Source organism: Pilosibacter rotomagensis (assembly GCF_045062245.2).
Lineage (GTDB): Bacteria > Bacillota > Clostridia > Lachnospirales > Lachnospiraceae > Pilosibacter.
The window spans coordinates 2,963,149-2,985,355 of record NZ_CM170323.1 but is presented as its reverse complement, the minus strand read 5'-3'; the positions used below and the strand labels follow the sequence as shown (position 1 = coordinate 2,985,355).

The window sequence follows — 22,207 nt, the reverse complement described above, 5'->3', positions numbered from 1 at the left end:
AGGAGGAAATAAAATGGCAGTTGATAGAGTTCCTGTTCTTAAAAGATGCAGATCCCTTGACCTTGATCCCATTTATTTAGGAATAGATAAAAAATCCAACAGAGAATCTAAGAGAGCAAACAAGAAGATCAGTGAGTATGGTCTTCAGTTAAGAGAAAAACAGAAAGCTAAGTTCATCTATGGCGTTCTGGAGAAGCCGTTCCGTAACTACTACGATAAGGCTGAGCGTTTAAACGGACAGACAGGTGAAAACCTTATGATCCTTCTTGAGCGCAGACTTGACAACGTTATCTTCCGTCTTGGTTTCGCAAGAACAAGAAAGGAAGCTAGACAGATCGTTGACCACAAGCACGTTCTTGTAAACGGTAAGTGCGTAAACATCCCGTCCTACCTTGTAAAGGCTGGCGATGTTGTTGAGATCAGAGAAAAGAACAAAGGCGACAACCACTACAAGCTGGTTCTCGAGACCACAGCTGGCCGTCTTGTTCCGGCATGGTTAGAGTCTGACCATGAGAACTTAAAGGGCGAGATCAAAACTCTTCCGACAAGAGAAGAAATCGACGTTCCTGTAAACGAGATGCTCATCGTCGAGTTATACTCCAAATAATTCACCGGAGCGGTTTTTACAAAGTATCTGGCCTTTTTTCGGCCGGATGCTTTGTGTTCTAAAATGCTCCGTGGCATTTGTCAAAGCATACCCAAAAGGAGGGGCTTTTTGTGTTCGATTTTGAGAAACCAAACATTGAGATTGCTGAGATTTCCGAAGATAAAAGATACGGAAAGTTTGTCGTAGAACCGCTTGAGAGGGGTTACGGCACAACTCTGGGAAATTCCCTGAGAAGAATCATGCTTTCTTCTTTACCGGGTTCTGCTGTCAGCCAGGTGAAAATTGATGGTGTACTTCATGAGTTCAGCTCCATCTCCGGCGTTAAGGAAGATGTAACTGAGATCATCATGAACATCAAGAGCTTAGCAATTAAGAACAACAGCGATACAAACGAGCCGAAGACTGCGTACATCGAGTTCGAGGGCGAGGGCGTGATCCACGCATCTGACATTCAGACAGATGCTGACATCGAGATCCTCAACCCGGATCAGGTGATCGCAACATTGAGCGGCGGTGCAGACAGCAAGTTCTACATGGAACTTACGATCACCAACGGCCGTGGCTACGTGAGCGCTGATAAGAACAAGAGCGACGATCTTCCGATCGGAGTCCTCGCTGTAGATTCCATTTACACACCGGTTGAGCGTGTCAACATGTCCGTTGAGAACACCCGTGTTGGTCAGCAGACAGACTACGATAAGCTCACACTTGAGATCTACACAAACGGAACACTTGATCCGGACGAGGCAGTCAGCCTTGCTGCTAAAGTTTTAAGCGAGCATCTGAATCTCTTCATCGACCTCTCTGAGAATGCAAAGACTGCAGAGGTTATGGTTGAAAAGGAGAACAACGAGAAAGAGAAAGTTCTTGAGATGAACATTGACGAGCTGGAGTTATCCGTTCGTTCCTACAACTGTCTCAAGAGAGCCGGTATCAATACCGTTGAAGAGCTTTGCAGCCGTACATCTGAGGATATGATGAAGGTTAGAAACCTTGGTCGTAAGTCCCTCGAGGAAGTACTTGCAAAGTTAAAAGAACTGGGCTTACAGCTCAATTCAAGTGACGAACAGTAAAATTTAGTTGTGATACACACCCGGATGGTAAGTCCAGAGAAGCACGGACGGGCGTAGAGCGACTCATTATGGAGAAAAAGGCGGCAGTCCAGTAAGTCCAAAGATGCGTGGGCGGCTGTTCCACAAATGGAGGAGAATTAAATCATGGCAGGTTATAGAAAACTCGGAAGAACTTCCAGTCAGAGAAAAGCATTACTTAGAATCCAGGCTACAAACCTTTTATATCATGGAAAGATCGTTACAACTGAGGCTAGAGCTAAAGAAGTAAGAAAGATCGTTGAGAGCCTGATCGCTCTTGCAGTAAAAGAGAAAGATAACTTCGAGACTGTAAAAGTTACTGCTAAAGTTGCCCGCAAGGACGCTAACGGCAAGAGAGTAAAAGAAGTTGTTGACGGTAAGAAAGTTACTGTATACGACGAAGTTGAGAAGGAAATCAAGAAGGACATGCCGTCCAGACTTCATGCAAGAAGACAGATGGTAAAAGCTCTTTATGACGTAACAGAAGTTCCGACAGCAGCAGCTGGTAAGAAGAAAAACACAAAAAAAGTTGATCTTACAAACAAGCTGTTCAACGAGATCGCTCCGAAGTACGCTTCCCGTAACGGTGGTTACACAAGAATCATCAAGATCGGTCAGCGTAAGGGCGACGGTGCTATGGCAGTTCTGATCGAGCTCGTTTAATTCTGTATAGCAATTAGCCGTACGGCAGAACTTAAGACCGGTGGAATACGTTTTATGCGTGTTCTGCCGGTTTTTTTGCGTCATATGGAAAAAAGGAAAGCCACTGTTCTTCTTCCGCGATCTTTTTGTGATCGATGGAAGGGAACAGTGGCTTTTCGATTGCCATAAAAGGTGATCAACCGGCTTTTGAAACAAAAGATTAATTGATCCCGAACTGCTGCTGAAACTGTTCAAAGAACTGGTTGAAAGCTGCCGCGTTGGCCGGGTCCTTCATCAAGTTGGTGATCGTCAGAGCATAAAAGAATTCACCGACACCGAGGAGAATGGCGATCACACCGAGAATGATGCCTGCGATGGCTGTTCCGCGGAATGCCTGCCCGCGTTTGGAGATGATCGCGAAACAGATCGCGCCGACTCCGCAGATGATCGCAACCGGGAATGCGAAACAGCAGAGCGTCAGGATCGCGAAGATACCGCTGATCAGGGACATCGCTGCGAATGAGTTTTTCTCGCGTCTTGGGCGCTGCGGCTGATCCTGCCAGTAGGGCGGCTGCCCGTTATGCTGAGGAGGGATCTGCTGGTTGTTTGGGTTCTGCCAGTAAGGATTCTGTCCGTTGTTCTGAGGAGGGATCTGCTGGTTATTTGGGTTCTGCCAGTAAGGATTCTGTCCGTTGTTCTGAGGAGGGATCTGCTGGTTGTTTGGGTTCTGCCAGTAAGGATTCTGTCCGTTGTTCTGAGGAGGGATCTGCTGGTTATTTGGGTTCTGCCAGTAAGGATCCTGTCCATTATTCTGAGGAGGCATCTGCCTATTGTCCGGGGACTGCTGGTTTGTATCCTGTCCGTCTGCCGGGGATGAAATCTGCTGACCGGTCTGTTCTGCAGGAGCTGTTTCAGTGGTTTGGTCTTTATATTCAGATGAATTCTGATCGTCGTAATCTGTCATGAAAATTCCTCCTAAATGTATGTGAAACTTGTCCGCGCCGCGGAAAAATGACACGGAACAGTTACCGTATAGTTTAACATGAAACGCCGCGCATGTCCACATTTAAGTTGCATAAGAGGATGGATTGAATTATAATGGAGATTGACATCTCCGGCAGCCTGGAGCCGTCCGGGGAAGAACCAGAAGGAGAAACAACATGGACATTTTAGGCGTACTGACAGCGGAATTAGGGGTAAAACGGAGCCAGATCGAGGCAGCCGTAAATCTGATCGACGAGGGAAACACGATTCCGTTTATTGCCAGATACCGGAAAGAAGTAACCGGTTCCTTAAACGATGAGGTATTAAGGAACCTGGATGAACGATTAAAATATCTGCGCGGACTGGAAGAACGTAAGACCCAGGTCCTCGCGGCGATCGAAGATCAGGGAAAACTTACCGCTGATCTGAAGAAAAAGATCGAGGATGCTGAGACGATGGTGGCGGTCGAGGACTTATATCTTCCGTTCCGCCCGAAGAGAAAGACGAGAGCAAGCGTTGCAAAGGAAAGAGGACTTGAGCCGCTTGCCGATACGATTATGCTGCAGATGGCGAAGGAGCCGATCGAGACTCTTGCGGCCCCGTATGTATCAGAGGAAAAAGGTGTTGCGAACGTGAAAGCAGCGATCGACGGCGCAAAGGATATCCTCGCGGAGCGGATCTCCGAGGTTGCGAAATACCGCGCCTATATCCGAAACGTGACGAAGGAAGAGGGATCGATCGTCTCCGAGGCAAAGGATGAGAAGACAGAATCTGTCTATGAGATGTACTATCACCACGAGGAGCTCGTGAGAAAGTGTGCAGGACACAGGATCCTCGCCTTAAACCGCGGCGAGAAGGAAAAGATCCTGACTGTAAAGATCGTGGCTCCGGAGGAGAAAATCCTGCGCTATCTGAACAAGATGGTGATCACGAGAGAAAACCCGGTGACAACTCCGATCCTGCAGGAAGTGATCGCGGACAGCTATAACCGTCTGATCGCTCCGGCGATCGAGCGTGAGGTCAGAAATCTTATGACGGAAAAGGCGGAGGACGGCGCGATCCAGGTATTCGGAAAGAACCTGGAACAGCTTCTCATGCAGCCTCCGATCGCCGGACGCGTTGTTCTTGGATGGGACCCGGCGTTCCGTACCGGCTGTAAGCTGGCTGTCGTTGATGCGACCGGAAAAGTCCTCGATACCGTTGTGATCTATCCGACCGCACCGCAGAATAAGGTCGAGGACGCGAAAAAGACCTTAAAGAAGCTGATCGAGAAATATCAGATCTCCCTGATCTCCGTCGGAAACGGAACTGCTTCCAGAGAGTCTGAGCAGATCATCGCGGAGTTTATCAAGGAGATCCCGGAACACGTCCAGTATGTGATCGTAAACGAGGCGGGAGCTTCCGTATATTCTGCCAGCAAGCTTGCGACAGAGGAATTCCCGAAATTTGATGTAGGTCAGAGAAGTGCTGTCTCCATCGCGAGACGTCTCCAGGACCCGCTTGCAGAGCTTGTAAAGATCGATCCGAAGGCCATCGGCGTCGGTCAGTATCAGCATGATATGAACCAGAAACACCTCGGTGAGGCGCTCGGGAATGTTGTGGAGGACTGCGTAAACAAGGTTGGAGTTGACCTGAACACAGCATCGGCATCCCTTTTGGAGTACATCTCCGGCGTGTCAAAGATGATCGCGAAAAATATTGTCGCTTACCGTGAGGAGAACGGTGCATTCACAAACCGCCGCCAGCTCTTAAAGGTCGCAAAGCTCGGCCCGAAGGCGTTCGAGCAGTGCGCCGGATTTATGAGGATCGCGGGCGGGGATAACCCGCTTGACGGAACGTCTGTGCATCCAGAGTCCTACAAGGCGGCGATGGAATTGTTAAAACGTGTCCATGTGGAGCCGGAGGAGATCACAAAAGGCGGAGCTGCCGGGATCTCAAAGAAGATCATGGATTATAAAAAGCTCTCAGAGGAACTGGAAGTCGGTGAGGAGACCTTAAAGGATATCGTAAAGGAACTGGAAAAACCAGCGAGAGACCCGCGTGAGGAGATGCAGAAACCGATCCTCAGAACGGATGTCCTCGATATGAAGGACTTAAAACCGGGAATGATCTTAAAGGGAACCGTCAGAAACGTCATTGATTTCGGCGCTTTCGTAGACATCGGTGTCCATCAGGACGGTCTTGTGCACATTTCCCAGCTTTCCAAGAAGTACATCAAGCATCCGCTTGAGGCGGTCAGCGTAGGGGATATCGTTGAGGTGAAGGTTCTCGGAGTGGATATGGCGAAGAAAAGAATTTCCTTATCTATGATATTGGACGAGGAATAAATTCTAAATTGTCGATATGAAGGAATATTTAATTGACGGAAAAGTCCTGAAATCCCTGCGGCAGGAAGAAACTGATTTTAGCGTAGGAATGCCAGAGATATAAGGCTTTTAAGGAGACGAACCAGATAAAAAGGAATACACGGGACAGACGGAGAATATTCCGGCGAGCCGAAGAAATGGAGGAGTCAGTCATGAAGTATAATTTTGATGAAGTGATCGACCGTAAGGGAACCCATGCAATGAAAGTTGAACGTCTGCCGAAGGGAGCTGACAAAGATTCCCTCGCCCTCTGGGTGGCAGATATGGACTTTGCCTGCGCAGAACCGATCTTAAAGGCTCTCCATGAGCGGATCGACCGGAAGATCTTTGGCTATACCATGTACGATGCGGACGAGTGCATGGATGCTGTGACAGGCTGGATGAAGAAGCGCTATGGCTGGGAGGAGAGCAGGGAGAATCTGTTCTTCTGTCCGGGCGTTGTGGCGGCTTATGCAGCGCTCATCAACCTCCTCACGGAACCGGGGGACGGGATCGTCCTCCAGCGCCCAATCTACTATCCATTTACAAATAAAGCCAACAGCAATGGCCGTGTTCCGGTGGATAACGCGCTGATCTATGAGAACGGTGCTTACCGGATCGACTTTGAGGATCTCGATAAGAAGATGGAGGACCCGGCAAACAAGGTTCTCGTGGTGTGCAGTCCGCATAACCCGACAGGCCGTGTCTGGACGGAGGACGAACTTAAAAAGACGGTTGAGATCTGTAAAAAGTACGACAAATGGATCATCTGCGATGAGATCCACTGCGACCTGATCCGCCGTGGCGTGACGTTCATACCGATCATGAATGTGGCTCCGGAGTATGCGGACCGGATCGTTGTCTGCACGGCGCCGAGCAAGACCTTCAACCTTGCCGGAATGAAGACCTCCAATATCGTGATCCACAATAAGGAACTTCAGAAAAAATGGAAAGACTATGTGAATGGCAGCCTGTCCATGGATGGCGCTTCCGCTCTGGGCATGACGGCGATGATCGCGGCCTACACAGAGGGGGAAGAGTGGCTGGAGCAGCTGAAGGACTATCTGGATGGAAACTTCGCGTATATCGACGAATATTTAAAGAAATATCTTCCGAAGGCTCATCTCGTCAAGGCGGAGGGAACCTACCTCGCGTGGCTTGATCTCAACGGATACGTTGACCGGGATGAGAAAAAACTGGAAGAACTGATGCAGAAGAAAGCAAAGGTCGCTCTGGATGAGGGATATATCTTCGGTGAGGAGGGACGCGGATTTGAGCGCATCAACGTCGCTTCCCCGCGCAGCGTCATCGAGGAGTGTATGAACCGGATCCGGACGGCATTTGAAGAGGAAAAAATGGTATGAAAATTCAGGTAAAAATGACAGCGAGAGATATTTTTGATTTCTCCATGTACAGCGCGTATTCGGGATTTGCCGGGATCTTTACATTTGTGTTCCTGATCCTGGTCATCGGGATTCTCGGATACGCATGGAGCTCAGTGGCAGTGATGCAGAGAGTCATGCTTTTGGGCTGTATCATCCTTTTTGTGTTTGTCCAGCCGATCATGATCTGGATGAAGGCAAAGGCGCATGCGAAAACGACCGGATACTCAACGCCGATCAATCTTGACGTTTCGGATGAGCAGATCGGGGTCGAACAGGCCGGTGTGACCGGAGAGTTGAAATGGGATCAGATCTGGAAAGTCGTTCGGATCCCGAATATGTATATCATCAAGGTCGGACCGACAAACGGATATCTTGTGCCATTCCGGTCCATTGAAGGGAGAAAGCAGGAGTTTGTTGATTTCTGCAAGCGGAATCTTCCGCCGAAGAAGACGAAAGGATTAAAGGCATGATAAAGGAAACAAATGCACCGGAGGAGACCTTCGCCTTTGGAAAAATGCTTGGGGAACAGGCAAAGCCGGGCGAAGTGATCTGTCTGAACGGCGATCTTGGCGTCGGGAAAACAGTTTTTACGAAGGGCTTTGCTGAGGGACTCGGAATCACGGAGCCGGTAAACAGCCCGACCTTCACGATCGTCCAGCAGTATGACAGCGGAAGAATGCCGCTGTACCATTTCGATGTGTACCGGATCGGTGATATCAGCGAGATGGATGAAGTCGGATACGAAGACTGCTTCTACGGGGATGGTGTGACGCTCATCGAGTGGTCCAACATGATCGAGGAGATCCTGCCGGAACATGTGAAGACCGTCACGATCGAAAAGAACCTGGAGAAAGGTTTTGATTACAGAAAGATCACGGTGGAGGACAAATAGATGCGGATTTTAGGAATTGAGAGCTCCTCACTGGTGGCATCGACGGCCATCTATGAGGATGGGATCACGATGGCGGAATATACGGTGGATTTCAAGATGACCCATTCACAGACTCTGCTGCCGATGATCGATGAGATGGTAAAACTTGTCGGGATCGATCTGAACACGATCGATGCGATCGCGGTGTCAGGCGGTCCGGGATCCTTTACGGGACTCAGGATCGGCTCTGCGACTGCGAAGGGACTTGGACTGGCATTAAATAAGCCGCTGATCCATGTTCCGACGCTTGACGCGACAGCGTACAACCTGTTCGGTGCATCCGGACTGATCTGTCCGATCATGGATGCGAGAAGAAACCAGGTCTACACGGGAATCTATCGCTTTGAGAAGAAATTTGAGACCGTGATGGATCAGGATGCGATGGATATGGGCGAGCTGATCGAAAAACTGAACGCGATGGGCGAGCGCGTGATCTTCTTAGGTGACGGTGTGCCTGTTTACGAGAAGCAGATCGCGGAGAAGATGACCGTGCCTTATGATCTTGCCCCGGCGCATGTAAACCGCCAGAGAGCCGCATCTGTGGCCGCTCTCGGTGCTGTCTATTTTGCGGAGGGAAAGACAGAGACCGCCATGGAGCATAAGCCGGACTATCTGAGAAAATCCCAGGCAGAGCGGGAGCGTGAGGAGAGAGAGGCTAAGAACGCTTGATCATTCATTATCCAGGTTATTATAAAAAGTTTCGCTGTCTTGCGGGGGAATGTCCGGATACCTGCTGTATCGGATGGGAGATCACCGTGGACAGGGAGACGGAAAAAACATATCAGAAACTCCGGAAGGGGAAAAGTGAGCTGGCAGAGCGCCTGAGAAGATCAGTCCGCCGCCGTCTCATTATCCCGGACGGAGACAGATGCCCGTTCCTTGCTGGGGACGGGCTTTGTGATCTCTGCAGAGAATACGGGGAAGCGGCGATGACGAGGACCTGCAGGCGCTATCCGAGACATGTGGAGGATTTTGGAGATATCCACGAGGTGGAGCTTTTATGTTCCTGCCCGGAGGCGGCGAGACTGATCCTGTCGGAGGATTTCCGGCTTATCACGAGGAACATGCCGGAGCGAAAAGGAAATACGGACGGGATCGATGAGGAGCGCCTGGCGCTTTGGTTTTCCGTCAGGGAGCAGGTGTTCGCGATGGCGGGAGACCGCAGAATGCCGCTTTGGGCTCGCATGAGGCGGATCCTGGCATTTTGTCATGACGTGCAGGGAAGACTGAGAAGAGAAGATACGGCTGGCGTGGAGGCGCTTGTGGAGCGGGCGAAAGAAAGCGTGCCGGGAAGATTGAAAGAAGCCGATCACAGGGAAAAAGATTGGGAAAGAACTAACGATGTATACACACCAGGGAAGGCAGACATGCATAACCTGGAAGAGCGTTTTTCTCTCATGGCGGATTTTTTCGCCGAGTTTGCATCCCTCTCCCCGATCGGACACGGATTCCCGGAACTTTTGGAGCGCAGCAGGACGTTTTTGTATCATTCGGAGGACAGCCGCAGCCGGTATGAGGAACGGCAGCAGGAGTTCCGCCGGAATATGCCGGAGGCGGAAGTCTGTACGGAACGGCTCCTGTTCTATTTCCTGTATTCGTTTGTGATGCCGGGGTTCTACGATGGGGATCTTTATATGAAAGCGAAGATGGCCGTGTTCGGTGCTGTGGCAGCAGAAGAGCTGGAGATGGCGGAGTATTTCAGAGATCCCGGGAAGTATGGGAAGAGAACCGGAGAGGGCAGAGGGAAAGATGCAGAGCCTGTAACGTCTCTGGAAAATGATGAAATGGTCACAGAAAGATCTGCGAAAGAACGGATTTCAGCACTCTCCCGCACCGCGTATCTCTTTGTGAGACAGATAGAAAATTCAGCGGAAAACAGGGATCTGCTGGAACAATTATTAAAACAGCCGGAATTTGGGATCCGGCGGATTATAGAAACGAAAAGTTGGTTTTAATAGCTAAGAAAAGGTCCATGCAAGTATCGAGACAGATATTTGCATGGACCTTTTTACTATAGAGGAAGCGAAGAAATCTCGCGAGAAATTTTTTTGAGTTTTTCTGTCATCTTATTTAAAAGTTCTTCCTGAGCTCTTTGAACTGGAATACTTACACATATGGCTGCGATCGGACGTCCGGTATATTTATAAATTGGAACAGCTATATTTACGACACCTTCTTCATATTCTTCCTGTTCCAGGCAGATTCCGGAAGTATGTATTTTTTCCAATTTTTCTTTTAATGAGGAAAAATCAGAATCGCTGAGTGAAGAATGTCCCTCTGAAATCAAAATCTCTTTCAATACATCACTGGAAAGACTGGATAAGAAGATATAGCCAGAAGCAGTGTGCATCAAAGGAAGCCATTTTCCGACAGCAACAGAAACACGCACTGGATGAGTGGATTCAACGTAGCTGGTACATAGAACCTGAGTGAGACCATTGATTTTTGAGTAGTGATAGACTCCGACCGTTTCATTAAACTCGGAAACCAATTGCTCAAGGTATGGCTGGCAAATGGTGGTGAGATTAATATTCTGATATGCCTTTGATGCGAGTTCGAAGACCTTTCCGCCTGTTTTATATGAAAGCGTATCAGGGCTTTGTTCCAGATACCCGCGTGCTTCCAGGGTTTTAATCAAATGAAAAGCAGTTGTTTTATTGAGATGACAATGTTCGGTAATTGTTGAAAGCTTTTGACCATTCCCACTGAAAACTGCGAATTCCAGGATATCAAGAGCGCGATGAACCGACTGAATTGTTTTTACGTTTTTTTCCAAATTATCCATAAGAATACCTCCGGATTAATCATAACATATCACAGAATGTTTTACAATATAAAACATAATAAAAAATAAGTTCCTATTGTGAAAAAATATTTGACAGACAGAAAAAGTGTTCTTATAATAAAAATGAGCTCAATTATAAAACCTGGTTTTATATTATAAAACACAAAGCAACTAATAAAGGAGGAAGATTATGACAGGATCACAGATTGATGTATTATTGAAAACAATGGCATTAGTTGGTACCTTGCTGTTGATTGGCACTTTTTTGCGTGCAAAAGTTAGTTTGTTTCAAAACCTTTTTCTTCCGGCTTGTGTGATCGGCGGGATTATCGGACTGATTTTAGGGCCGAGAATGCTGGGAGTGTTGCCGATTTCAGACGAGATCATGACAACTGCCTCTAATATGCCAGGTCGTTTTTTTGCACTGATCATTGCGGCATTACCGATGTGCAGTCAGAAATTAAAAAAGGGTGAATTGTTTCAACGGATCGATGCAATCAAGCTGGGAATTATCATTTCTTTGATCAGTGCGTTACAATTTGCAATTGGATTTCTAACCAATATTGTTTTTACAAAGCTTGGTCTTGAGATGTACTCCGGATATGGACTGGAAATGATGCTCGGCTTTTGCGGAGGACATGGAACAGCGGCTACAGTCGGAGGAATCCTGCAGAATCTTGGTCAGGACTATTGGGAAGTTGCCCAGGGTATGGCGATGACGTTTTCTACGATCGGTATGGTCGGTGGAATCATGATCGGAATCACGGTAATCAATATCGTCTCCAGAAAAGGATTAACCAATTATGTCAAAGATCCAGGTGCGCTTCCGAAAGAGATGAAAACAGGATTATACAGTACAGTAGATGAATGTCCTTCAGCAGGCCGCATTACAACTGCAGGAGGAAGCATTGATACACTTGGACTGCATTTAGCACTTATTTTCCTCTCTGTTGGTGCTGGATATGTCATTAACTACATGATCAATAAGTATCAAATCCCTGGTCTGACGTATTTAAGCTCATGGTTCTGGATGTTAATGTCGATGTATGTGATCTGGTTTGCAGTGCGCAAGTTAAATTGCGAACAGTATTTTGATGCAAATATAAAAAGCAGAATTCAGGGATGTGTCACAGATTTTATTGTAACAGCGGCTATTTTCAGTATGCCGATCGAAATGATCGCTGAATATTGGCTGCCGCTGCTTACAACTTCTGTTTTAGGATTTGTTGTGACAGTGAGTGTACTTTTATTCCTTGATAAAATGTATCTGAGCAAAGACTGGATCGAAAAATCGATGGGACCGTTGGGAATGCTCACTGGTGATTTTATTACCGGCGTTTTATTAACGAGAATGGTCGATCCGGACTTCAAGTCAGAGGCAATGGGAGATTTCTCTATTGCATATTCAATCAATACATTTTATTGTGTTGCAATGCTCGCAATTCTGTTCCCATTTGTTGTGAAACGCGGAGCGATGGCAGCGATGATCTTTACGGTAATTCATGCGGTTATTTTTATGGTAGCTTTATGTCTTGTCAATCTGAAAAAGAAGGGGTAAGGTGGGATTAGAAATATGAGAAAACTAAATGGATTATCAATTATCGAAAATGAATATTGCTATAACGAATGGAGATTCGATACGAGCACCAAAGAAAGAAAACGGATCCTGTCATCGATACGGGAGTACAGAGATCCAAGGGATACTACTTATTATAAAGAGTCTGGAACTTACCAAAAAGCGGGAGTTGATTATAAAGTCTTCAAAACAGACTTTGAAAGAAGGGAAAAATGTGAGCCCTATGAAGGAGTATTGAAAAATCTTTCGGATTTGGTTTGCAAAGAAATAAAAGAGGGAAACGGAATTCTGATGTCCAGTGGATACTGCGCGCATGCGCCTGCGATTGCCGGAGGAATTGAACGTGCAGTTGGTCCGGATAAGAAAATCGGAGTGATATGGATCGATGCTCATGCAGACAATCGAATTGCAGAAACTACAGAATCGTTAGATATCAGATTGGTTGGCGTTCCTGTTTCTGTCATGGTGGGACAGACAGCTGAAGATTATAGAAAAAAAGTTTGTGGTTTAACAGTCCCGATTGCAGGAGAGCATATCCTGGTTAGTGATGGTCGAATGAACATCCCGGAATTTGATGAGAATCTGAAAAATGCTGGTAGTAAAAAAGTTTCTGGAGAAATATTTGATGATCCGGAAAAATGGAAAGAAGAAATACAAAAACTTGCGGATCAGACAGATCTTTTATATTTGTCTGTGGATGCAGATATTCTTGCAGCTGAATGGATTCCAGCTTATGCGAAATATGTTCCGGACGGACATAGCTTAGAGACCGTGAAACAGAATGTACAGATCGTGATGGAAACAGGGAAAGTGATCGCATTTTCATTATTTTGCGTGGATTTTGACCGGTACGATATGGGAGGAGAAAAGACCTATAGCAGTGGAAAAGAAATTTTAGAGGCAGGATTGACATCCTGGAAACAGCTGCCGGATCTTGTATAAAAATAAGAAAGTTAAAACAATGGGGGCGGATTAGATCCAGCCCCCATCCATTTTAATGATCTGACCGGTCAGATATTCCGGTGCTTCGACGAGTTTCATGACGAGGTCAGCGACTTCCTCGGGTTTTCCCATGCGTCCGGCCGGGATCTCATCCAAAAGCATCGCATGTTCTTCCTCGGAGAGAAAACCGTTCATCTCGGTGTCGATCGCGCCGCAGGCGATCGCGTTGACCTGGATATTCGACGGGGCGAGTTCTTTTGCGAGAGCCATTGTGAGTCCGTTGACGCCGCCTTTTGTCGCGGAATATGCCGCTTCACAGGACGCGCCGCAGACTCCCCAGACGGAGGAGATATTGATGATCTTGCCACTGTGGTTGTGGATCATGCCTGGGATCGCGAGTTTTGTACAGTGGAAGACGGAGGAGAGATTCGCGGAGACGATCCGGTTCCAGTCTTCAAAGCTCAAGTCCTGTAAGAGCCCGATGATGGAGATCCCGGCGTTGTTTACGAGGACATCTACATGACCGAAGCGGGACTCGATCTCCTGAAACAGGCGCTTACAGTCTTCCGGATTTCCGACATCCGCCTGTACCGCCAGGCACTCTGCACCGAGCGTCTCCACTTCTTTTTTCACTTCTTCCATCCGGTCCGCACTTCTGGCGCAGTTGATCACGACCCGGTATCCGCAGGAAGCAAATTTTAAAGCCACCGCCCGCCCGATCCCGCGGGAGGAGCCGGTGACGAGAACTGTTTTTTTCATAGAGAGACACCTCATTTTTTATTTCTCCCTTTCATGTGTGGGAGAGATGTATAATTGCTCTTCAATCGAAGAGGGGAAAGTCGTCCGGCTTTCCGATGTGCGAAGTATAACATATCAGGTTAAATCATACAATGGTAACGATGAAAATCCCCCCGAAATATTTCGGAGAGATTTTGTGTAAGTTTATTTCTGCTGTCTCGCCTCATTCAGGCTCATTCCGCCGCGGACGAGGTCTTCGATCCGGTCTTCCTTTGCTTTGATCTTTTTGGCTTCTTCGAGAACTTCCTTTAAATGTGCACTTGGAACGACGGCAACGCCGGTGCGGTCCATAAGGATGAGGTCTTCCGGGCAGATCTGGACGCCGCCGATGAATACCGGGACATCGGTGTCAACCGTCTCCATGAAACGGGCGCTTTTTACCGGGCTTGTGCTGCCCAGATAGACCGGGAATTTCAGGTCTGCGATCTCGTCGATGTCGCGGAGACTTCCGTTTGTGAGTTCCCCCATAACGCCGCGCATCTGGGCTCTTGTGGCTAACATGGCGCCGCCTGTGGCGATATCGGTAAGACCGGTCGCCTCGATGACGAGAAGATCGCCGTATTCGGTCTGGGTGTCGATGATGGATGCCTGTTTTGTCAGCGCTTTTCCGTCGAATGCAGTCTTTCTGCGCATCTGGCGGATCGTTTTCGCAAAGCCTGCAGTACGCGGCTGGTAGACATCCAGAGCGTGAAGTCCGAGTACAACTCCGGAGCGGAGTCCGAGATTGTCCATGGCATCGGAGATGTTTGCAGTCGGAAATTTTTTGTAGTTTTCGATCCAGTAGGTTCGTTCTTCTTTATTGAACATGGTCATTTGTATCACAGCGTTTCTGCATTCATACAGCTGTGATTCTCCTTTCTAAATAATGATAGATCATTTCTGGAAGAACCATTTGAATTCTTCCCAGGCGGTCATAATTTGATTTTAGTATATCAGAAAAACAGCAGGGATTTTATGAATTTGGCGCAATTCATCATGCCAAAATGTCATGAAGATTCATTCCTTAAATTTATTACTTTTTAAGAAAAATGCCCGATGAAGATTCACCAGGCATTCCAAAGGATGTATTTGGGACCTTCAGTCCCTGAATGAACAAAAAAAATGGAATAATCGAAATTATTTAGCAAATTAGCATATTCATGCAATAATCTTATAAATTCCAATAAAAGCGAATACTGCCAACACCGCAAGCGCGATGAAGGATACCGCGAACAGCTCGACAAACAGTCTGTTCTGCGGGAATTTTTCATCTGCATCCTCCTGCTGCGCAACACCTGCCATGATGAGAGCACCGGTGGTGGAGATCGGTGTGAAGCCGGAAACAGTTCCGCCGATAACGATTACGGAGACAAGCTCTAACGCTGTCACGCCGCCGATGCTCGCAGCGAGCCCGCTGGCTGTCGGGATCAAGGTCGGGAATACGACACCGAGACCGGAACTGAAGAAGGACATGAGACCTGCTGCGATCGCCATGATCGTTGCGGCTGTCTTCGGACCCATAACGGATTCCAGACCGTCGACCATGATGTCGATACCACCGGAGAGGGAGATGACATTCATTAAGATGCCGACACCGAGAACCATGATGATCACGTTCCATGGGATCATCTTGAATGCAGTCTTTTCATCGCCGCATCCGAGAACGATCAGAACAGAACCGACGGTAAATCCTGTGAGACCGACATTCCATGAAAAGAACAGGGCACCGATGGCGAGAGCGGCAAGTCCCGCGAGGGAGAGCCACTGATTTTTGCTGAATTTCGGAAGAACGTCCTCATGAGCTGTGTGCGGAGCGACCTTCCATCCTTTGTAGTAGATGTACACGAGAACAGCCACGACAAGAGCTGTCACAGTGAGGCACATCATGATCGGAACGGTATTTCCTGCGAGTCCCTGTGCTTCCATAAGCTCACGGACAACGGCACTCTCCGGAGTCAGCGGGCTCATACGTCCGGACATAACGCCGAGATCGCCGATGATTGCCGTCATGATCGGGTTCACACCTGCGGATATCGCAACCGGGATCGCGATGACCGGAACGATCGCGAGAGACGGGATAGCTCCCGGTCCCACCGCACAGATCAGGAATCCGAGCAGGTACATGACGAACGGGATCAGCGCCTTGTGCGGTCCGACAAGCGCTACCATTTTTTTTGCGAGAAGCTCCAGAGTTCCGTTTTCGTTGATGATGGCAAAGAGATAAGTGATACCGATCATCTGCATGCAGAGGGAGGAACTGAAGCCTTTGATGATGTCTCCAGCCTTGATCCCGTAGACGAGGCCGAGGATCATGGAGAAGCCGATACATAAGATTCCGACGTTCGCCTTGCGGACGAAGCCGATGACGATGGCTGCTAAAAGAGCGATCAGTGAAATAAGACCAAGATTCATATGTGTACCTCCCTATCGGAATGTGATGCAGACCGGACTTTCGGCTGCGATCACGCGGCCGGTGTATTCCATGCGGCCCTGTTCAGAGTCAAGCTTCATCTCGATAATGGTATCGCTGTCCTCATTTGCCATATAGAAACGGCTGTAATCCGGATTGAAGGTAATGAAACGTGGGGTGAGACCCATTGCCGGGTAGTAGCCGAGCTCCTTCATATAACCGGTCTCCTGATCGATGTGGTAGAGAACGATGGACTCGTGGATGCGGTTGGAACCGATGAGGATCTCGCCGTTTTTATCAAGGAGAGAGGCGCTGGCCTGTCCTTCGCCGGTGTATGTCTCGGGAAGTGTCGGCAGGTTCTGGCGCGGAAGAAGCTTTCCGTTCACGTCATCAAAGCCGAAGTATGTCATCTTGTTGCCCTTTTCATTGATCAGGTACGCATACCGGTTGTTCGGATGGATCGCGATGTGGCGCGGCTCATCGTACTCTCTGGAGCGGAAGCAGTCGGTCTCGGTGAGAGTCCCGTTTTCTGCGTCGAAGCGGTATACGAGAACCTGTCCGTATCCCTGAATCCTTCCCTGGGTCACAACGAAGAGGAAGGTCTTTGTCTGATCCCAGATGCACTGGTGCGCGAAGGAGACGGATCCCTCTTTTTTGCCAGGAAGATGAGTCTCAGAGACGATCTCGCCGAGGCTTCCGTCTTCATTTCTCTTAATGACATAGACAGCGCCGCCCTGGAGAGCAGCAACGACTAAAAAGCGGTTTGTTCTGTCAGCAGTGATGAACACCGGATTTTTTCCGCCGATATCGATCATATTTAACGGAGATAAAGTTCCGTCTTCAAGAATTTTATAGCTGGAGACTTTTGTCTTGTCTCCGTGTACGGAATAGAGAAAATTTCCCTCATTGTCGAGTGTCTGGTAGGATGGATTTTCCTCCTCCGTTTTTAAACACTGGATCAGGTTCCAGTCTCCGGTCTTGTCGTTGATCTCGAAAACTTTTAAGCCTTTTCCGCGTGCATTTCGTTCTTTTGTTGTTCTGCAGCCCACATAAGCGTAGCTCATTTCCTTTTCCTCCTGAGATGAATATAGATCATATAAAAGATACCCACTTGATCACGTTACGGGATTCCCAGATCCGATGCCGGATTTCCTGCAGCCGGAGTGATGGCTTCAGGGAAAGATCGGAGGGATCCTGTCTTGTGATATCTTTATGATAAATTATTAACATGTCAAATGGAAATTCAGGAAAAGAATAGGCGCGGTATTCCATTATGGAATATCACGCCGGATTACAAACAGGTTTCAGACAGCCGGATCCAATTTCAGTTTACTCCGTAATAGTTTTCCACAAACCGGATAAAATCTGAGATTCCCTCACTTTTATAGCAGCGGTCCGAGATCAGCATGGAGACTTTTCTGGAAACAGGATTTCCGTCCCGGTCATAAGCAGGGATCAGCTGTAGTTTTTCCTCGTCGATCTTCCAGTCATCTCCGAACACGAAACAGATCCCGAGCCCGTTTTCTGCCATTTCGATGGCGATGTCAAAGTAGGGAACCTGCTGTTTCTCATGGGGACTGCTTCCGAACTGACTTTTCCACCATTGATTGATGATCATGCGGACCATCGGATTATAGAAGGTCTCGATGAGTGGCATATGTTCGATGGAATCCATGGTTGCTGTTTTCGGGGCAACGATGTAGAGCTCTTCCTGAAACAGGCATACCTGGTCACCGAGATACGGGAAATCGCCGCAGACGAGACCGATATCGATCGTATCGTCGATCAGATCCTTTAAGATCACGTCGCTGGAGTTGGAAATTGTCTTGATATAGAGATTGGCTCCGCTTTTCTGGTATACGGCGAGGAGTTTCGGAAGATGGCGCTTTGCAAACGAGTTCGGGACGCCGAGTTTTAAGGATTCCATCTTTGTATGGCGGTCTGCAAAGTGGTCCCCGATCTCCTGGAGAAAATCCAGCATGATGTTTGCCTTCTGTACCAGATATTTTCCGTCTTCTGTGAAAGTTACGCCGCGGCTTGTCCGTTCCACGAGCTGGCGGCCCCACTCGCTCTCGATCGACTGCAGCCGCTTTGTCAGGGCGGACTGGGTCATAAAGAGGGCGTCGGCGGCCTTTGTGATGCTGCGCTTTTCATATAATACTTTTAAAATTTTCCAGTCAATGTTTTTCATAGAAGTTCCTTCTTAAAAATAAGCAGATGAAGATGAAAATGAAGCAGCAAGCGATTCCGTATATTTTATAAAATCGGCAAGCTTTTCCGGCAGTCGTTTCTCCTTTGGGTACACAAACCATGTTTTTCTCGTCACCGGTGTTCCGTCCGGCCATGTAAGCGGCGTGAGCGTCAGCTGATACCGGTTCTCAAAGTTTTCCGGCAGAAAACTCAGGGCATATCCCATCCCCTCATCGATCAGCTTCCATGCCCCGTCAATGTGCCCGACCATCATTCCGGACGGGTAAGCGCTCTCAAAGCACATTTCCCACCATCTGTTCAGGATCCTGGTCGTCTTTTCGTTCGTTTTATAGTCCAGCCGGTGCATTCCGGGAAGCGCAGACACTTCCACGGCTCCTTTCGTGACAAGGAAACCGCGGGTCTCCCCTAACAGAGTCCTGTTTACCGGTCCCTCATAATCCCCGCGCAGAAATCCTACATCCACGGATCCGTCCAGGACCTGGCGGTAAAGAGCATCACTGGAATCATTGACGATCCGGAATTTTATATTTGGATGCGCGATCTGGTACGGAACAAGAACATCTGCGAGAGAGTATTTGCTGTAAGTGTAGGAAGCGCCGATCACGATCTCCGTCAGTGCGGCATCCTGCAGTTTTTTTAATTCTTCCTTTGTGTCATGGAACAGCTCCAGATATTTTTCTGCCTGTGCGGCAAGAAAATTTCCTTCTGCGGTGAATGTCAGGCCTTTTGGCGTCCGGTCCACAATGGTACATCCCCATTCGGTCTTCATTTGTTTTAATACCCCAAGTGAATTGATCAGGATGTAGAAAAACGCAGTCGTACTCCCTCGTATGGCTGCGTTTTTCTGTATTTTGCCACAGGAATGCCACTTAAATTTCAGTGAAACTGATTGTATAATAGATATATATGGTGCTATACTATACAAGGCGTATTTTTGTGTTTTGTGACCGCCTGGTGCGGACATGAAGAACAGGATGTGCGGAAAATGTATCACATATATCGATTCTGAGATTGGAGGCATCATGGAACAGATTTATGATCTGATCATTATCGGTTCCGGTCCGGCGGGACTCGGGGCTGCGATCTACGCAAAACGCGCGGAGCTTGAGACACTCGTGATCGAAAAAGAGATGATGAGCGGCGGACAGGTGCTTACAACATATGAGGTAGACAATTATGCCGGACTTCCGGGGATCGGCGGCTTTGATCTCGGAATGAAATTCCGGGAACATGCCGATAAGCTCGGGGTGGAATTCGCAAAAGATACCGTACAGAAGATCGAAAGTGCGGAGTCCGCAGACGCATCCGGGAAGGAAGAGGAGCAGGAACTCCTGACGGCAGCAGAAGCCGGGGCGGAGCGCCCGCCTGTGATCTATCAGGTTGTCTGCAAAAAGGAGACGAGACTTGCGAGAGCGGTCATCATCGCTTCCGGGGCGCATCACAGAAAGCTTGAGATCCTGGGAGAGGCGGAGTTTACGGGAAAAGGTGTTTCCTACTGCGCGACCTGTGACGGTGCGTTTTTCCGGAAAAAGACGACTGCGGTGATCGGCGGCGGGGATGTTGCCCTTGAGGATGCGATCTTCCTCGCGAGACTCTGCGAGAAAGTCTATGTGATCCACAGAAGAGACGAGTTCCGGGGAGCGAAGAGTTTACAGAAGCGTCTGATGGAGCTTCCGAATGTGGAGATCTTATGGGATACAGTCCCGGAAGAAATTGTCGGAACAGATAAGGTGGAAACACTCAGAATTTTAAATAAGAAGACCGGGGAGAAGAATGACCTGGCTGTGGACGGCGTGTTCGTCGCGGTCGGGATCACCCCGAACAGTGAGATATTCAGAGGATCCGTGGAGATGGATCCGGCGGGATATATCGCAGCCGGCGAGGACGGAAGGACAAATGTTCCGGGAATTTTCGCGGCCGGGGATGTCCGTACAAAGGCGCTCCGCCAGATCGTGACGGCGGTGGCGGACGGCGCGAACTGCGTCGCATCGGTGGAAGCTTATCTGAACGGGCAGAATTAAGTATATCGACAGCTTTTGACAGGATGCAGAATTAAGACGGGATTGCCGGTAATTGACAGGAGAAAAGAAAAAGAATGAACAGAGCAGGAAGAATCATCGCAGTCTGCGGGCTGAGCATGGCGCTCATGATGCCGCAGGCTGCTTATGCGGCTGAGACGCTTTCGGTGCAGGTGAGCGCCAGAGAGGGGATCACGACCGTTGGAAATAAACAGTCGGCTTACGATAATGTGGCGATCTCCCACGTGAGCAACTATGTAAATATCCGTTCTGAGGCGAACACCTCCAGCAGTATTGTCGGAAAGATCTACAATAACTGTGCGGCGACGATCCTTGCAACGGTGGACGGAGAGGGAGGAACCTGGTATCAGATCCAGTCCGGTTCCGTTAAAGGTTACATAAAATCAGAATATTTTATTACCGGTGCTGAGGCTGAGAAGATCGCAAAGAATGTGGGAACTGTATATGTCACAGTCAGCGCGGACGGTTTAAATCTCCGCGAACAGCCGAATATGAACAGCGCGGTCCTCACAACACTTTCCAAAGATTCGGAATATCTGGAAGTGAAGGAAGACGGCGATTTTATCGAGATCCAGGTCGATGAATCCCTGAGCGGATATGTTCATAAGGATTATGTCACACAGAGGGTAGAGTTCAAACAGGCGGTCAGCGTTGAGGAAGAAAAGCAGAAAGCTGAGGAGGCTGCCCGGATCAAGAAAGAGGCGGACGATGCGATCGCAAAGGTTGAGGAGCTGAAAAAGGAATCCGGACAGAGCACGGAAAATAAGGACACTCCGTCAACCTCGATCGGTATGATCGCGCAGAATCCGAATGCGGACAACGGAACGACGAAGGAGCAGACGAACCAGAGCAGCCAGGGCAGCACAAGCCAGAATACCGGCAATACGGCAGGTCCGGGCGGTGACGGCAGTAATACTTCCACAGGCAGCAGTACGGGAACCTCCGGAAGTTACCAGGATACCCAGAACGGACCGGGAAGTGCGGTATATGATTCTGCAGTCCGCACAGCGATCGTGGCTTATGCGAAACAGTTCCTCGGAAATCCGTATGTATACGGTGGGACAAGCCTGACAAACGGAGCGGACTGTTCCGGATTTACGATGCGGATCTTTGAGCATTTTGGAGTTTCCACCGGACGTACTTCGAGAGATCAGGCATCGAACGGAAAGCAGATCTCCCTGTCTGAGATCCAGCCGGGTGACCTTCTGTTCTATGCGAGCGGAAAGACGATCAACCACGTTGCGCTCTATATCGGCGATGGAAAGATCATTCACGCCAGCACGTCAAAGACCGGTATTATTATTTCCAACGCGTATTACAGAACGCCGGCGAAGGCGGTTACGTTCCTGAATTAAGGTTTGGTGAAAGATACGCGGCAAGTCTCCGGTCAGGAGTACTCGGTAATTCAGGGAAGGTTCCTCTAAGCTCCCGGGAGACTGCTAAAGGCGGAGAAGAGGAGACACAACTCGCTTCGCTCAGACA

At 48.6% G+C, this 22,207-nt stretch carries 21 protein-coding genes; 13 read left to right on the top strand and 8 right to left on the bottom strand.

Going from position 1 to position 22,207, the window contains the following annotated elements; genetic code table 11:
- Nucleotides 1-13: 13 nt before the first annotated feature.
- From rpsD to ACI3EW_RS13295, 3 genes are all read left to right on the top strand, one after another.
- A complete protein-coding gene (rpsD, locus tag ACI3EW_RS13305; protein WP_015553822.1) occupies nucleotides 14-607 on the top strand; it encodes a 30S ribosomal protein S4 in 594 nt (197 codons plus the stop codon).
- Nucleotides 608-717: 110 nt separating this feature from the next.
- A complete protein-coding gene (locus ACI3EW_RS13300) occupies nucleotides 718-1,680 on the top strand; it encodes a DNA-directed RNA polymerase subunit alpha (protein WP_118298697.1) in 963 nt (320 codons plus the stop codon).
- A 144-nt stretch (nucleotides 1,681-1,824) separates the two neighbouring features.
- Nucleotides 1,825-2,361 carry a bL17 family ribosomal protein gene (locus tag ACI3EW_RS13295; RefSeq protein ID WP_118532559.1) on the top strand — a complete coding sequence of 179 codons (537 nt, stop codon included), beginning with the start codon at nucleotides 1,825-1,827 and terminating at the stop codon, nucleotides 2,359-2,361.
- Between the two features lie 199 nt (nucleotides 2,362-2,560).
- On the opposite strand, the gene ACI3EW_RS13290 is transcribed toward ACI3EW_RS13295, so the two are convergent.
- Entirely contained in the window at nucleotides 2,561-3,304 is a 744-nt protein-coding gene (locus ACI3EW_RS13290; RefSeq protein WP_215701831.1) for a DUF4190 domain-containing protein, read from the bottom strand.
- 196 nt (nucleotides 3,305-3,500) lie between these two features.
- Here ACI3EW_RS13290 and ACI3EW_RS13285 point away from each other — a divergent pair, with 196 nt between their 5' ends.
- The 6 genes from ACI3EW_RS13285 to fliB all read left to right on the top strand — a co-directional run bounded on the left by ACI3EW_RS13285 (nucleotide 3,501) and on the right by fliB (nucleotide 9,940).
- Nucleotides 3,501-5,651, top strand: coding sequence for a Tex family protein (locus ACI3EW_RS13285; RefSeq protein WP_118532563.1), 2,151 nt, complete (start codon nucleotides 3,501-3,503; stop codon nucleotides 5,649-5,651).
- Nucleotides 5,652-5,842: 191 nt separating this feature from the next.
- Complete coding sequence (locus tag ACI3EW_RS13280) at nucleotides 5,843-7,033, top strand: MalY/PatB family protein (protein ID WP_118532565.1); 1,191 nt, start codon at nucleotides 5,843-5,845, stop codon at nucleotides 7,031-7,033.
- Complete coding sequence (locus tag ACI3EW_RS13275; RefSeq protein ID WP_021905509.1) at nucleotides 7,030-7,524, top strand: YcxB family protein; 495 nt, start codon at nucleotides 7,030-7,032, stop codon at nucleotides 7,522-7,524. Before ACI3EW_RS13280 ends, ACI3EW_RS13275 begins: the two co-directional genes overlap by 4 nt.
- A complete protein-coding gene (tsaE, locus tag ACI3EW_RS13270; protein WP_021905508.1) occupies nucleotides 7,521-7,946 on the top strand; it encodes a tRNA (adenosine(37)-N6)-threonylcarbamoyltransferase complex ATPase subunit type 1 TsaE in 426 nt (141 codons plus the stop codon). The genes ACI3EW_RS13275 and tsaE overlap by 4 nt, the downstream gene beginning before the upstream one ends.
- Nucleotides 7,947-8,654, top strand: coding sequence for a tRNA (adenosine(37)-N6)-threonylcarbamoyltransferase complex dimerization subunit type 1 TsaB (gene tsaB / locus ACI3EW_RS13265; RefSeq protein ID WP_118650844.1), 708 nt, complete (start codon nucleotides 7,947-7,949; stop codon nucleotides 8,652-8,654).
- Complete coding sequence (gene fliB / locus ACI3EW_RS13260; RefSeq protein ID WP_485663088.1) at nucleotides 8,651-9,940, top strand: flagellin lysine-N-methylase; 1,290 nt, start codon at nucleotides 8,651-8,653, stop codon at nucleotides 9,938-9,940. The genes tsaB and fliB overlap by 4 nt, the downstream gene beginning before the upstream one ends.
- A gap of 56 nt (nucleotides 9,941-9,996) precedes the next feature.
- On the opposite strand, the gene ACI3EW_RS13255 is transcribed toward fliB, so the two are convergent.
- Nucleotides 9,997-10,770, bottom strand: a complete 774-nt coding sequence (locus ACI3EW_RS13255; RefSeq protein WP_215701836.1) for an IclR family transcriptional regulator — start codon at nucleotides 10,768-10,770, stop codon at nucleotides 9,997-9,999.
- 190 nt (nucleotides 10,771-10,960) lie between these two features.
- On the opposite strand from ACI3EW_RS13255, the gene ACI3EW_RS13250 reads away from it, so the two are divergent.
- Both ACI3EW_RS13250 and ACI3EW_RS13245 read left to right on the top strand, forming a co-directional pair.
- Nucleotides 10,961-12,328: a sodium/glutamate symporter family protein gene (locus tag ACI3EW_RS13250; protein WP_215701837.1), complete on the top strand. Its 1,368-nt coding sequence runs from the start codon at nucleotides 10,961-10,963 to the stop codon at nucleotides 12,326-12,328.
- Nucleotides 12,329-12,343: 15 nt separating this feature from the next.
- Entirely contained in the window at nucleotides 12,344-13,288 is a 945-nt protein-coding gene (locus tag ACI3EW_RS13245) for an arginase family protein (RefSeq protein ID WP_118298704.1), read from the top strand.
- A 30-nt stretch (nucleotides 13,289-13,318) separates the two neighbouring features.
- Here ACI3EW_RS13245 and ymfI read toward each other — a convergent pair whose 3' ends face one another.
- From ymfI to ACI3EW_RS13215, 6 genes are all read right to left on the bottom strand, one after another.
- On the bottom strand, nucleotides 13,319-14,047 hold the full coding sequence (ymfI, locus tag ACI3EW_RS13240; protein ID WP_118532577.1) for an elongation factor P 5-aminopentanone reductase: 729 nt from the start codon (nucleotides 14,045-14,047) through the stop codon (nucleotides 13,319-13,321).
- A 183-nt stretch (nucleotides 14,048-14,230) separates the two neighbouring features.
- A complete protein-coding gene (locus ACI3EW_RS13235) occupies nucleotides 14,231-14,899 on the bottom strand; it encodes an RraA family protein (RefSeq protein WP_118532579.1) in 669 nt (222 codons plus the stop codon).
- Nucleotides 14,900-15,223: 324 nt separating this feature from the next.
- The gene (locus tag ACI3EW_RS13230; protein WP_118532581.1) at nucleotides 15,224-16,477 is read right to left on the bottom strand and encodes an SLC13 family permease; all 1,254 of its coding nucleotides are present in this window, start codon (nucleotides 16,475-16,477) and stop codon (nucleotides 15,224-15,226) included.
- Between the two features lie 12 nt (nucleotides 16,478-16,489).
- Nucleotides 16,490-17,539, bottom strand: coding sequence for a lactonase family protein (locus ACI3EW_RS13225; RefSeq protein WP_118532583.1), 1,050 nt, complete (start codon nucleotides 17,537-17,539; stop codon nucleotides 16,490-16,492).
- 260 nt (nucleotides 17,540-17,799) lie between these two features.
- Nucleotides 17,800-18,666 carry a LysR family transcriptional regulator gene (locus ACI3EW_RS13220; RefSeq protein WP_118532585.1) on the bottom strand — a complete coding sequence of 289 codons (867 nt, stop codon included), beginning with the start codon at nucleotides 18,664-18,666 and terminating at the stop codon, nucleotides 17,800-17,802.
- 12 nt (nucleotides 18,667-18,678) lie between these two features.
- Nucleotides 18,679-19,455 carry a LysR family transcriptional regulator gene (locus ACI3EW_RS13215; RefSeq protein WP_118532587.1) on the bottom strand — a complete coding sequence of 259 codons (777 nt, stop codon included), beginning with the start codon at nucleotides 19,453-19,455 and terminating at the stop codon, nucleotides 18,679-18,681.
- A gap of 253 nt (nucleotides 19,456-19,708) precedes the next feature.
- On the opposite strand from ACI3EW_RS13215, the gene trxB reads away from it, so the two are divergent.
- Together trxB and ACI3EW_RS13205 are read left to right on the top strand one after the other, a co-directional pair.
- Nucleotides 19,709-20,707, top strand: coding sequence for a thioredoxin-disulfide reductase (gene trxB / locus ACI3EW_RS13210; protein ID WP_215703098.1), 999 nt, complete (start codon nucleotides 19,709-19,711; stop codon nucleotides 20,705-20,707).
- A 74-nt stretch (nucleotides 20,708-20,781) separates the two neighbouring features.
- On the top strand, nucleotides 20,782-22,080 hold the full coding sequence (locus ACI3EW_RS13205) for a C40 family peptidase (RefSeq protein WP_021905497.1): 1,299 nt from the start codon (nucleotides 20,782-20,784) through the stop codon (nucleotides 22,078-22,080).
- Nucleotides 22,081-22,207: the final 127 nt, after the last annotated feature.